At 55.4% G+C, this 14,012-nt stretch carries 6 protein-coding genes; 3 read left to right on the top strand and 3 right to left on the bottom strand.

From position 1 onward, the window contains the following. Nucleotides 1–35 precede the first annotated feature (35 nt). A complete protein-coding gene (locus tag ACQ4N7_RS29085) occupies nt 36–182 on the bottom strand; it encodes a hypothetical protein (RefSeq protein WP_430714926.1) in 147 nt (48 codons plus the stop codon). 418 nt (nt 183–600) lie between these two features. Between ACQ4N7_RS29085 and ACQ4N7_RS29080 the strand changes: the two genes are divergently transcribed. Together ACQ4N7_RS29080 and ACQ4N7_RS29075 are read left to right on the top strand one after the other, a co-directional pair. Then, nucleotides 601–1,062, top strand: a complete 462-nt coding sequence (locus ACQ4N7_RS29080; protein ID WP_430714925.1) for a hypothetical protein — start codon at nt 601–603, stop codon at nt 1,060–1,062. A 20-nt stretch (nt 1,063–1,082) separates the two neighbouring features. Next, nucleotides 1,083–6,821 (top strand): strawberry notch C-terminal domain-containing protein, encoded by a 5,739-nt coding sequence (locus ACQ4N7_RS29075; RefSeq protein ID WP_430714924.1) that lies wholly within the window; start codon nt 1,083–1,085, stop codon nt 6,819–6,821. A 178-nt stretch (nt 6,822–6,999) separates the two neighbouring features. On the opposite strand, the gene ACQ4N7_RS29070 is transcribed toward ACQ4N7_RS29075, so the two are convergent. Next, nucleotides 7,000–8,409, bottom strand: a complete 1,410-nt coding sequence (locus tag ACQ4N7_RS29070) for a trypsin-like peptidase domain-containing protein (RefSeq protein WP_430714923.1) — start codon at nt 8,407–8,409, stop codon at nt 7,000–7,002. Between the two features lie 638 nt (nt 8,410–9,047). Between ACQ4N7_RS29070 and ACQ4N7_RS29065 the strand changes: the two genes are divergently transcribed. Beyond that, nucleotides 9,048–9,785 carry a hypothetical protein gene (locus ACQ4N7_RS29065; protein WP_430714922.1) on the top strand — a complete coding sequence of 246 codons (738 nt, stop codon included), beginning with the start codon at nt 9,048–9,050 and terminating at the stop codon, nt 9,783–9,785. Nucleotides 9,786–9,840: 55 nt separating this feature from the next. On the opposite strand, the gene ACQ4N7_RS29060 is transcribed toward ACQ4N7_RS29065, so the two are convergent. Next, nucleotides 9,841–13,791, bottom strand: coding sequence for a tetratricopeptide repeat protein (locus ACQ4N7_RS29060; protein WP_430714921.1), 3,951 nt, complete (start codon nt 13,789–13,791; stop codon nt 9,841–9,843). Nucleotides 13,792–14,012 lie beyond the last annotated feature (221 nt).

Raw genomic sequence — 14,012 nt, 5'->3', positions numbered from 1 at the left:
TTGGCGCAAATCCAGCTCTGGTAACTGCCAATGAGCTAAATCCAGATCGCTGGGCTGAACTCCAAACCCGAGGCTTTCGCCAGCTCACTCAGGCCGACGCCCTGACTTACAAACCTGAGGCCCAGGTCGATGTCGTCATCTGCAATCCGCCTTTTGGGGTGGTCAAAGATGCGCAGCGCCACACCCGCCGATTTCCTATTGCCGACACCTGGACAACCCAGATCGATCAGGTGATTGCCTTAAAGGCGTTAACGGTGATGAAGGATGGCGGTCGAGCCGTACTGATTTTAGGAGGCAAGCAAGGCCGTGAAAACGAACACCGCTCTGAACGCTACAACAGCCGTGAGAGTCGCGCCTTTTACTATCTGCTTTATACGAATTACCGGGTCACCCAGCACCTCTCGATTTGGGGTGACCTGTACCGCAAACAGGGCGCTGGGTTTCCCATCGACGTGATTGTGATTGAGGGGCGAGGGAAGTCGGATCGCCCCCTGCCTGCCGCTGAAGTGCCAACTATCTACACATCGTTTACTGAACTCAAGGAGTTAATTCCCGTTGAACCTATCCACCAGACCCGTTTCTCCCTGGACGTACCCATTCATGACCAGCCAATATTCCAGCTTTCCCAACCTCTGGACGCTGGAGGGCCTGGGAACACTGTTCATCGTCAAAGTGCCGCCCGAACTGGAGCAACTGAGCGAAGCCACTTACCTGCAACTGATGCAAACCCGGCTGGACAGAATGATTCAGGACTCCGTCTCGGAAACCTCTCAGATCGAGACGCAGCAACAGTTAGCGAGCACCCTCAGCGAGTTGGACCCGGTTCAGCATACGCCCATACTGGAGCCGGACGACAATCCGGACTTCGCCCTGGAGTACTGGCGACAACAGTGGGCGGAGACCTTGATTCGGAGCAACTGGCGGTTTCAGGAACGATTGCGCCACTACGGGGGAAGCTTTCCGGTAACGTCCGTCACGCCCAGCTATCCGGACTATCTGGACTGGCTGAGTCTCCACGACGAGACCACGCTAGAGGCGTGGCTGGCCGAACTAAGCCTGTAGCCCTTCACCCGGAAATTACCATGAATACATCTCTTTCAACCGGCGAGGCTGTGGCCCCGTCGGCAGACACGTATGATGTCCAGCCCAGGCAGGTAGCCTATGTGCCCAAGAGCAAAGGCTTTTCGACCCAGACCCTGATTCCCTTCAACATGGCCAGTGCCGCTCAACAGGCGTTGGAGCGCTTTGAGCAGCATCATGGCGACATTGATACATACCTGGCCACCCGCCTGGGCTATGGGTCTGTGGCAGAGTTGCATCAGTACTTTAGCGCTGAGCAGGTGGATGCCTCAGCTTTAGCGATCAGCAACATCGAGCGAGGCGCTGGGTTTATCACGGGAGACCAGACTGGCATTGGCAAGGGGCGCATCTGTGCCAGCATCATGCGCTACGCCCAGCAGCAGGGAAAGATTGCGCTGTTCATTACCAAGGACAAACCGCTCTACGCCGACATGATGCGCGATGTGGGGGACATTGGGATGCGGCGGTTTTCGCCCTTCATTACCGATAGCGGTACCGAAATTCCCTTGGCCAATGGGACGTCGTTGAAGACGGCTGGGGCGGCTAAACAGCAGGCGGAAATGCAGGCGATGATTCAGCGGGGCAACCTGGGCCGCTACAGTGCGGTGTTTACCACCTATAGCCAGCTTCAGACCGTCGGGAAGAAGGAACCGCTACGGCGAAACTTTTTACGCAAAATGGCTCCTAATGCGATCTTGATTCTCGATGAGGCTCACCAGGCGGGGGGGAGCAAGGGCGGGTGGAAGGAAGCCGGGCCACCGGATCGGGCGGACTTTGTGCGGGAGTTGATCGACCTGTCATCGGGGGTGTTCTATTCCTCGGCTACCTACGCCAAACGGGCTGATGTGATGGATCTCTATGCCCGACGCACGGATTTGCGGCTGGGGGTCAGTAGCATGACGGCACTGGAGAACATCCTGACCCGTGGCGGGGTGCCGCTCCAGCAGATTGTCGCCAGCAAGTTTGTGGCCTCGGGGCAGATGCTCAGGCGGGAGCGGTCTTATGAGGGGATTTCGTTTCAGGCCAAGACCGTATCAGTGGATCGGGAGGTGGCCGATGACTTCTCGGCGGCGATGCGGGCGATTAAGGATTTTGACCGGGCCAAGCAGAAGGCAATTAAGGCGATTGGTAATGAGGCGAAGGCGGAGGCAAAAGCCTTAGGAGAAGATGGGGCGATTGGCGAGGTGGGAGCCAGGAGTACCAACTTCACGTCGCTGATGCACAACTGCATTGAGCAGGGGCTGCTGGCCCAAAAGGCAGACGCTACAGTGCAGGAGGCGATTGCGGCCCTGAATCGGGGTGAAAAGCCCGTGATTACGGTGGCCAACACCATGGGCAGCTTCATTGAGGCCTATGCCGAGTCTCAGAATTTGAGCCCTGGGGATGCCATGAGCCTTTCCTTTGGGGATCTGCTGGAACGGTATCTGGAGCGATCTAGGGACGTGGTGGTGACCGACTACCGGGGCCACTCTACTCGGCTGCGCCTCAGCGATGAGCAGCTAGGGGGCGATGCCGTTCTGGCCTACGAGGAAGCCCTGGACTGTATTCGCGAGTCCGACTTTAGCAGCATTCCCATCAGCCCGATTGACTACATCGAGCAGCAGTTGGAGCGCTCTGGCTACCGGGTGACTGAAGTTACCGGGCGGAAGTCGGGCATTGAATACGGGGCCGATGGCTCCATGGCCTACAAAGTACGGTTGGAGGAGGAGACTACCGCTAAGGGCAAGATCGATGCCGTGGCCCGGTTCAATGCGGGTGATGCCGATGTCATCTTGCTCAACTGCTCGGGCTCAACCGGGATTTCGTTGCATGCCTCGGAGAAATTTGCTGACCAGCGGCCTCGGCACATGATTGTGGCTCAGGCGGAGCGGGACATTAACGTGTTCATGCAGATGCTGGGCCGGGTGCATCGAACTGGGCAGGTGGCGCTACCGAACTACACCTTATTGATGGGGGATCTCCCGGCTGAAAAGCGACCGGGGGCAATTCTTTGTCGCAAGATGGCGAGTCTGAATGCCAACACGACGGCGGCACGGGAGACCGATATCTCGCTGAACACCGTCGTAGATTTCATGAACCCCTACGGCGAGCAGGTGGTGACGGAGCTGTTGGCGGACGACCCAGAACTCAATGCCAAACTGGATTTTCCCGCTGCTCAGGGGGATAGCGGTGCCTCAGATATTGCCTTGATTAAAAAGGTGACGGGTCGGATTCCCTTGCTGCCGATCGCAGAACAAGAAGCGGTCTACAGCCTGATTGAGTCGGAGTACCGCGACCTGGTGGATCAGGCCAGGGCGATGGGGGAGAACATTCTGGAGGCGGATCAGCTGGATTTGGACGCTCGACCCCTGGCGCGGATGGAGGTGATGGCCGATGACAGTGAGACCGCCAGCGAGTTCACGGGGCCAGTGTACCTGGATCTGGTGGAGGCTAAGAGTGAGAGCAAACCGCTGACCCAGCTTCAGGCGATCAATGCAGTGCGGGAGTCGGTGGGGTTGGCGGAGGTAGCGTCGATCGAGGCCCATGACTCGGATACTCTGGCTGCAACAGCGCGTCAGCAGGTGACGGCGACAATTACCGAGTTGGAAGCGCAGACGAACCGCTACCGGCAGGCGGCGATCGCCCAAAAGCAAGACAGCAAGGCGATTGAAAAACTGAACGATCGCATTGAGCAGCAGCTCATGCATGTCTCTGGTGTATTAGAGCAGTTCGTGCCAGGGACACCGCTGCGGTTGGTGACGCCTGCCAGCAAGACCATTCTCTATGGCGTAGTGGCGGGGGCCGATGCCAAAAAACGCTCGGGGAGCCCAGCAGCACCCAACCGCTGGAAGCTGAGGGTTTTGGTGGCGGATTCCGCTCGGCAGATTACGGTGCCGTTGTCGAAGCTCAACACGGGGCGGGCAGGGGCGATCGAGGCCACAGTGCAAACTGAAGATTGGTTTGGCAATAGCGTCTATTCCCTTTTCGACATGCAGCAGGAGGCGGGGCGGGTCAACCGGCAGATCTTCACTGGCAACCTGATCAAGGCGTTTGAGAAATACTCAAACGGCAAGCTGGTGAACTACACCGACTATCGGGGCGAGGTGTGCCAGGGGCTGATCATGCCCAAGGGCTTTGATATTGAGTCGGAGCTGACCAAGGAGCCGGTGGCCTTTAAGGAGCCGCAGCAGGTGTTTCGGTTCCTCACAGATCTGACCAACCGGCAGGGGACGGTGAAGACCCTCGATGAGTTGTTGCTGCTGAAGCCGCAGCAGGCGGGAGATGGGTTCGTTCTACAAGCGCCTAAATCGAAGGAGTCGGGTGGTCGGTATTACCTGGATGAGGACTTGATTGCGGCGGCGGGGTCGGATTTTTATTCGGTGGCCGATCGCATGGAAGTGGTCATTCCCCCAGAACGGCTGGAGCGGGTGCTGGGGGTGGTGATGCACCAGCGGAACTATACCCTGGCGGCGTTTGAGTTTAAGGAAGTGGCAAGGCAGTTGATGGGGGTGTCGTTGCCCACGTTGGAGAAGGTGGAGGTGGAAGCGGTTAAGCCGCCAGTTGCGCCTGCGATCGCAAATCAGCCGCGCCCAGAACCAGCAGTAGAAAGCCCTGTGGCTGAAGCTCCAGTGTCCCCATCCGTACCCAATCTGCCCCCGATGGGTCAGCTCGAAAAGAGGATTCTACGGTTTTTGAGAAATGCGGGGATTGAGCAGGAGGTGATGACCTCCCAGGAGTTTCACCTGCGGATTGAGAATGAGCCGTTTATTCCGCTCGTGGTGGAGCGGCAGGGGGATGAGCTATATCTGACCCACTACCTGACCCAGAACGGGGATATGTTCATCGACTCGGAGATGGTGTTTCGGGTGCAGGGAGAGGAGCACATCGAGTTTAAGGAGACGGCGGTGCAAAATCTCCGGGGTGGGGAGTCGCGGTTGCCAGACCGTGCCTTTGCCCAGATTTTCTCCAAAAACATTGTGCAGCAAGGGTTTGCTGAGGCGACTCAGGCCCAGCTTCAGGCCCAGGCGGAGCCTGAAGTGTCCCCCCAAGAACCGGAGGATGGGCGATCGCGGATGCCGAGTGATATGCGGCAATATCTGGCGGTGAAAGACCAGTATCCCGATGCAATCGTGCTGGTGCAGTCGCCGGATCAGCGGTTCTATGAGTCGTTTTTTGACGGGGCTCGGCCCTTGATCGAGCATCTGGAGATGATTGGCACCAGTATGGAGTCTGGGGTGAAGGAACTCGGACGGGTACGAGTGGCAGGGTTCCCGGTGGAGAGTTTGCACAAGTATTTGGACAGGTTGACCCAGCAGGGGGAGGTGGTGATTGTTGATGGGGAGGGGGCGATCGCCATCCACCCCCATCAACCGCCTGCCCTCTTTGTGGAGGAACAACCGCAGCCTGAACCCGAAACTGTAGTCACTGCTCCAGCCACTGAAGAGCCTGAATTTCAGGTGCAGAGCTTGTTTGACGTGGAACCGTTTCAGACAGGGCGCTCCACTAGCCGAGGGTCACAATCTGACCCAGATCCACTGTGGCAGCAGGAGCCAACAACAGCAGCGCCCGTGCCATCTCAGAGTCAGCCCTCGGCTAACCCTGCAAAACCTGTGCAGGGGCCAACGCTGCAAGAGGTTGCCGATGAGGTGCGGGGGACAGATCTGGAGGATGTAGCCGCGCACTTGGGGTTAGAGCCAGACCGCCACGACAAGCACAAGTGGCGCAATGGCGACCACATCATCAGCATCAGCGGGCCACTGTTTATGGATTGGCTGGCGGATGCTGGGGGCCGAGGGGCGATTGACCTGGTGATGCATGTGAAGGGGGTGGAATTTAAAGAAGCGGTGGAGTGGCTGTCGGGGCGGGATTTGTCTCAACGACCTGCTCACTTGACGACCTATCCCAAAACGGAAGAGCGAGAACCCAGAGTGTTGGAGGTGCCCGCCGCGAATGAACACCGCTGGGCGTGCGTGCGTGAGTATCTGGCGGAAGTCCGCAAGCTACCGACGGTGCTGGTGGATCGACTCCATGAACGGGGCTTGATCTTTGCCGATGATCATCAGAATGCCGTATTTTTGCGCCACCAGTTGCAGGCCCAAACCTGGAGTCGGGGCGAGGTCATTGGGGCCAGTTTGCGAGGCACCTGGGGAGAAGAGAACCATTTCCATGGGTTAGCGCCGGGTTCCGCTAGAGATCAGGGATGGTTTTGGATTGGTACGGGGCAGGGGCCGGTGAATCGGGTGCTGCTAGTGGAGTCGCCGATTGATGCGATGTCGCTGGCAGTGCTGGATCGGGCGCAGCGGGGGTCGGAGGGGGTGTCGATTTACCTCTCGACGGATGGCTCAGGAGGGGTGCCAACGGAAGCGTTGAAGACGGTGCTGCGGAGTGGGGGAATGGTGGCGGCAGCGTTTGATGCCGATGTGGCAGGAGAGACGATGGCCTGGCGGGTGGCGCAGCAGGTGCCGGGGGTTGAGCGGCTGACGCCGAATCAGGGCAAGGACTGGAATGAGGTGTTGGTCAATCCAGAGGGGGGTGGTAATGGGTGGCAGCAGAGCCGCCCAGAGCTGGCTCAACTGTGGCGCTGGCATGGGGTAGCAGTGGCGTTAGGGAGACCAGAGGGGTATTTGAGCCGAATAACCGAGGTGGCAAGGGATGTTATGAAGGGGAATGGGCTATCTGACAAAGCTAAGGTAGCAATGCAGAGGGATATAAAGACTGACCAAGGAACGATTGTGCAACATCGTTCAGAAGCCGGATTATAAACATGTGAGAGTCAACAGGTGTAGCGTTGGTATTCAATTTCCCATATTTTTTAGCTCGCTGTTGTGCGCTCTAAGCTCATTGGAGGTTTGTTATCACTAAAGCAAAAGCCGCATTAGGGGATAGACTAACTCCCCCTAAGCGGCTGTAAAGTTAAGAGGTAAGGTCATTCCAAGACTCTCAATGGGCTTTGAGCTTGGGTAGTTTTACCATGCCTCGATGGAGGCCTACAACAGCGCTGCTTGTCCCCAACAAGAGCACAACAATACCTCCAGCTACAATACTTCCTGGGGATACAGCACCCTCAACATCTTTATTGATGGCCGCTTGGGTTTTGCTCAAATAGCTCTGTACGTAGGGATAGCTGGGGTTGAGCTCACTGACCTGGCGAAAGCTGGCCAGGGCACGCTTGAACTGGCCCCGCTCAAATTGGCTCACTGCCGTTTGGTAGAGCTGAGAAATGCCGCTGGGAGCAGGTTCTACATTGGCCTGGGTCAAAAATTCATTGACGACGCTGATCGGCACTACAAAATTAGCGCCCTGCACCTGGCTGCCAGTGGAGGGGTCAACCTTGGCAAAGGTAGCAATGCCGATCGCCTCGCCGTCCTCGTTAAACACCGGGCCACCACTGTTGCCGCTGCTCATGGCAGCATCGGTTTGGAGAATATCCCAGCCATCGGCCATAGTTTTGCGGGCGCTGACCAGCCCGGCGGTGAGGGAGGCCTCGACGGCTTCTTGTTCGTCGATGACGCCAGCTCCGGGGTAGCCGAGGATGAACATGCGATCGCCTGCTGCCAATGTTTGGTCGTCTCCCAAGGCGACCGTGGGCATATGGGTGGCCTCAATTTTTAGAATTGCCACATCTTTACCGGGGGCGGGTTCGCCGATGGCTTTGACGGTGGCTTTGTGGCCCTGCTCAACGATCTGGTCGCGGGCGGTGGCCCCCATAGCCGCATAAATTTTGGTGTCTAGTGCATCGAGCGACATGTAATGGGCAAAGTACTCGGCGTGAGCTTGCAGGCAGAGTTGCACAAATTCTTGGGTGCCCATCAGCGCCCCGATCGCCTCCTGATAGTAACCGCCGCCCAGGTCATTCCACAGCGATTGGCAACTAGAAACCGCCACTTCCTCCAGGGCACTGTCAGCCAGCAGCTGTTTAATGTCATCTTGCTCGGAGGAAACCACATGGGCGTTCGTCACCAGGTAGCCGTCTTCGGTGACCGCCAGGGCCGAGCCGGTGGTGCTGACTTCAGCCTGCTCTTGTACCCGCTGGGACATGGGGGTGAAGTAGGCCAGGGGGGCGGCCAGCACCGTTTGAATGATGGCCACAAACACCTGTTGCTCGGAGGTGTATTCGCCGCTGGACACTTTTTGCCCCAAAGCCTTGGAAAGCTGGTTCAGCTTATCTTCGTTGAGGTCGTAGTTAGGTACCGAAAACTCGGCTTTGTGGACGGTTTGAATGATCAGCGTGCCGGGTTTGTTTTGCTCGGCCAGCTGGCTGGGGGTGAGGGCGGTGGTTTTGCCACAGCCAGTGATGGCCAGGGTGAGAAGGCCGACTGCGATCACTAGGGGCTTAAGCAAGATCTTCATAGGGATGTCCTTAGGGGTGTAGGTCGAGAAGCCATAAAGGCGATTACTGCTCGCGTTCATCCCCACCTATGTGTGCTAACGGATAAGTTATGCACCAACGCTGATCCAACTGCGCTCCTGGCATTGAATAAGTTTTCTAGGCGCAGAGATAGGTTGTAATGTTGCCCCTGCGATACTGGTTTGCCCTTGGCGACTGAGCCAGTAACCATCTGGCACGTCTGTCGTTTTAAGTTCAGCAAGATTTATCCTCATGATCATGTTCAGAGAACCTGCAATTTTGTTGGTGTTTTATATCTGCCTACCGATTAAGACAGGCTACTTTAGCGCTTTGGTTGCTCAAGTTCTTTTAAACCAAATTAGAGCGATTCAAATCGCCCGACAGGCCGAGAAACAGCTAGAGCAAGCCCTTGAACTCGACGATGATGACCAACCGTTTAACTGCGATCCCCTACATGAATTGCTAACGGCGCGTTGGGTTGATCCCAGTAATGTTATGGCTCAGGCCTACTGTGGACTGTTCATGGGTAGTCAAGACCCTGCTGAGCTACAGCCCCAGAGTAGGTCAACCTCATAATTACTCGTTAGCTATTCTAAGAGTTGACAGATAGCAGATCAGTGCCACAAGGAGATATGATGCCATGAACAAAACTCTTCAAATTGCAATTGAGAGCAATCAGACTATTGTGACTATTGATCCAACTAATTCAATCTCAATTAATCAATTTATCGATGGTTATCCAACAACAGTTTTTCCACCAAGAACCTATCGTCATCTTTCCTTTGAAATAGTCTTTAATTACCAAAACGATGCTTGCTATGACGACTATTCAAGCTGGTCTAACCTTTGGTTCATAAATAACTCTATTGTGCTTTCGATTGATGACGAAAAGTATACTATTGAAAACCTGCCCTTTAACCAGGGATACAGAACTAGTCTCAGGCTGAATAGGTGGCTCGGCTTGGCGATCAAAATGAGGCACCGAGTTGCCTGGGCGATAAATGATGGCTCATACAATATCGATGACTTTAAATCTGTGGAGAAACGAGTGAACTTGTACTACGCAATCAGGCAAGACGTGCGCTATCGTGGCCGCCATCTTTCGTTTGAATATGCAGATCCATTTGGCAGGAAATATGGCCGTTACTTTGGTGACTCAGATTATAAGGTTCGAGCTAATTATTCCATCTCAATTAGCCAAGAAGAAGGCCCAGAAATCAGTGACTACTACCATGTGAGCCCCAGTGGTCAGATAACCTATAAATCACCTCCTCAGAAGAACTCTTCTGGTCAGATAATTAATCCTGGGAGAGCTTATCCATACTCTCCCCAGCTAGACAGTGAGATCAGTCTGTCGGAGGCCGATAGAATATGGTGACGCTGTTAGTTGCTGTTAGGAGTAGCCATGGGAATTGTTTTGCCAATACCCGTACTCACAACCCATTGCCAATCAAAATGAAGGGTGCCCAATAGTAGGGGTGATCGAGGTTATTGCTAACCGCAGCAGGCAGCCCTGTACGGGCGGTCACTAGATCAAAATCGGCCCTATCGCCCTGACCCTCCACCTCAAACTCCCCAGAAATGAGGGCCTGCTGGGCCAGTTGCAGCGCTTCGGCTTTGGTGTGGCCCGCCTGCAAGGCCGCGTAGAAAGCATTCATTAGCACCCGGGTGCCGCCATCGCTGACCTGCCAGAGCGATGCGATCGCCGCCTTAGCCCCGGCCCCCTGCATCTGGTAGCCAAAGCCCAAAATCTCAACCCCGCTGCCTAGTTGCGCCTCACCTACGGCGGTTTCGCAGGCGCTGAGCACCACCAGGTCAGCATCTAGATTCCAGGATTGCATGTCGCGCAGTGACACTGAGTTGCCGTCGCCTGTGACAATGAATGACTCGCTTCCCTGGCCCTGCAAAAACTTGGCGTGGGTGGCCAGGTGCACCACCGAAAAACGCCGCATCAGAGTGCCCAACTTGTCGGCATTAAACGCTTCGTTGAGCCGTAGCTCGGTGTTGGGAATTTGTGCTGCCAGGGTTTCAACTTCCACGCCCGCATGGGGCAGGTCGGCAAAGCGGTAGCCATTGATATTCTCAAAGCTGCACTGCACGCAGGCGGCGGCCAGCAGATTTAGATTGTCAGGGCGATAGCTGGGGCGGGCGGTAAAGTCGATTAGCGAGGCTGCGGTGATGTGGCTAACGGCAAAGCGCTCGGCCAACCACTGATCACCGTCGTGCAATGCCGTCAGGGGGATGTAGCGCAGCGCCCCATCGGGGGCATAGATAATAGTTTCGGCGTTGGCAGCCGCCAGGTCATTGGCCAGTGGGGCGATCAACCATTCGTAGAGCCTCTGGGCTGGAACCTGAGCATCGAGCTGAGGATTTTTGAGTGCCTGACCCAGTTCGACAATGGCGCGGTTGAGGTCAGCGGCACTGACGGGCACAGGTCGCCGAATCGGGGCACCGTTTGGGGTAATCAGCACTAGCTCTAGGCGATTGTCGAGAATTAGCGGGTAGAGCAGCACGGCGTTGGTGTCGAGGCTGGCCAGGCTGTTTTGCAATTGGTTAAAGTGGCTCAGTTCGATATTTTGGCCGTCGGTGCTGGTGCGCAATTGAGCGATCGCCTCGCGCACATCCTGACGTTCCCTGAATTGGCGAAAGGCCCCCCGCAGCTCATCCTGGCGGGCCAGCAGTTCGTCGCGGCGCTGGGTTTCGGCAGCGGTAAGCGAGGGTTTGGCCTCTAGGGCGGCCAGCTCGGCTCCTTCTTGGATGGTCTGGTCGTAGAGAGCGAGAATGCGCTGCTCAGGCTCCCACAGGTCTAACCCGGTGGCGGTTTGCTCGGTGCCGCGCACGTTGTGCAGGTAGTCGTCTAGCTCTTGCACCTTCAGCAGATCGAGCACCCGCTGGGCTTCGAGTACGCGGTTCTGCTGTAGCAGCAGGTCGGCGAGTTCGCGGTAGCCCTCGGCAATACTGTCGGTGTAGGACTGCTGCAAGCCTGGCTCTAGGCCCTGAATCTCGCCCCGAATGGCCTCGGTGAGGTTGATCGATTGTTTGTAAAACACGATCGCCAGCTCGGGTTGCCCCTGGTCGGCCAGGGTGCGCCCCAGGTTGCGGAGAGTGGCACTGGTTCGATCGCGCGCGCCCAGCGATTCCAATACCGCTAGCGCCTGCTGATTATACTCTAAGGCTTGAGAGTAGTCGTTGAGCCGCCGATGGGTGTCGCCCATGGCCGAGAGAATTACCCCTTCGCTGTAACGATCGCCTACCTCCTGAATAATCGTCAGAGCGTGTTGATAGGCATCCAATGCCTCGCTATAGCTCCCCTGTTCTCTGTGGATGCTGCCAATGTTGGCCCAGGCTCTCCCTGCACTGGGGCGATCGCTAATGTCTTCAAAAATCGCCAATGCCTGCTGCAAATAGTCGAGGCTGAGGGAATAGTCTTTGAGCTCAAAATGGGTTACGGCAATCGCATTGAGGGAAGCACCTTCTCCCCGACGATCGCCGATATCCTGTCGAATAGCTAGTGCTTGCTGGTAGTACTTTAGCGCCTCAGCATAATTGCCCAGGCTGTCATAAACGGTTCCTATAGAACCGAGAGTGTTGGCTTCACTACTGCGATTGCCAATTGCCTGATTCACAGTTAACGCCTGCTGATAATAGTTCAAGGCTTGAGAATAATAACTTTGGCTTTCATATGCACTGCCAAAGTTATTAATCAACGTGGCTACGCCTTGCCGATTGCCTAGCTCTTCAAAAATAGGCAGCGCCTGTTGGTAATAGCTTAAAGCTTTGAGATAGTCACCTTGATCGTTGTAAACAACGCCAATATTATTCAAGGAGATTGCTATGCCCTCACGATCTCCAGTAGCTTGGCGAATATCTAAAGCCTGTTGGTGATAGTCAACTGCCAGGCCATAGTCACCGAAGACTGAATGTATGCTGCCAAGATTACCAAGAACGGTTGCTTCTTCAACACGATTGCCAAGCGCTTGATGAATGTCTAGCGACTGTTGATAGTAGTTTAGAGCCTGAGGATAGTCACCTAAATCAAAGTGATGAGTGCCAATATTAGATAGGGTTACAGCCTCTCCAGCGCGATCGCCGATATCTCGTCGAATGGTTAAGGATTGTTGAAAGTAGTCTAGTGCTAGGGGATAGTCCCCAAAGCTTGAGTAAACTCTACCAATATTATTAAGAATGTTAGCAGCACCGCTGCGATCGCCCATCGCTTGCCGAATATTCAAACTCTGTTGATAATAGTTTAAGGCTTGCTCATAGTCACTCATGCGACTGTAAACGCCCGCAATATTGTTTAAATCAGTTGCTTCGCCATCGCGATCACTACCCTCTCGCCTTATTTGCAAATTTTGCTGATAAATCTCAAGGGCTTTAGAATAGTTTCCCTGGACTTCGTAAATGGTGGCCATGTTATTCAAAACGGCAGCCTCACCCTCTGCATCGCCAGCATTTTTGAAAAGCCCTAGAGCTTGGCTGTAATACTCTAATGCTTCGGCATACTGGCTTTGTTCTTGATAAACCAGGCCAATACTATTTAGCGAAAATGCCTGACCATGCTCATCGCCAATGTCCTCGCGAATGTTCAACGATTCTTGGTAGAGTTCAAGTGCTTTTGGGTAATCGCCTAACCGGTAATAAATGCTTCCCATATTGTTAAGAGCCGTCGCTTCGTTGTAGCGATCGCCAATTTCCCGCTGAATGTCTAACGCCTGGTGATAAGCCTCAAGCGCCTCAGCGTAGCGACTGAGATTTCGATACACCAGCCCTAAGTCACTGAGAGAAATCGCTTCACCTCGGCGATCGCCCACCTTTCGCCACAGCACGATGGCCTGGTTCAACAGTTCCAATGCTGCCTCATACTCCCCGGTGCGTGATAGCTCCGTGGCTTGACGTTTTAGCCGTCTGGCTTCAGCCTGTTGCAGAGCGGCCTCACTAAACACGGGTACCTCACCCGGCAGCACCGTCAGGGTATAGGCTCCCCCCTCGGTTTCGTAGGCATTGGCCCTCATCCGGTAGGTGCCATCCACCGGCAGCGTCAGGGTAATGACGGCGTTGTAGTTGCCTGCCTCAAAATCGTCGTTTTCGGCCAGCTTCTGCCCATCGGGGCCGTACAAAAACAGGTAGGCATCCAGCGCCAGGCTTTCCATCACTATGGTGACGGTCTGCCCTGCTTGCCCCTCGAAGGTATGTTCGGTATAGGGAGTGCCATCTCCAGAGAGGAGCGGGCTATCTGAGGTCAAGGCCCCCTCTATCTGCAACAGCGGCGTGGGAGCATGTGCTTCTACTTGGGCAAGGGCAGCCAGTGGCGACCAAAGAGCACTGGCCGATAGCAGCATAGGGGCGGCCAACCAGCCGACTAAATACTGATGCAGACGCATGGGTGAATATCCTCATAAGAAGCGCCACGAAGTTGTGTCGCGTAAAAGTGATGGTCTGTATGAATCTCGTTTTGGCGACAACCTAGACCCAATCGCCTGGTTGACTGACAAAAGCTGAGTCCAGGTCGCTGGGTGCCCTACTGTGCGGTAGTTTCGGAGATTGGAAGGGAGAAGGGGGAGCCAGCGTTCTAAGCTTAGATACCACTCAAAACCATGAACGC

This window comes from Nodosilinea sp. AN01ver1 (assembly GCF_050565655.1).
Classification (GTDB): domain Bacteria; phylum Cyanobacteriota; class Cyanobacteriia; order Phormidesmidales; family Phormidesmidaceae; genus Nodosilinea.
This window is presented reverse-complemented; position numbering and strand designations above follow the sequence as displayed.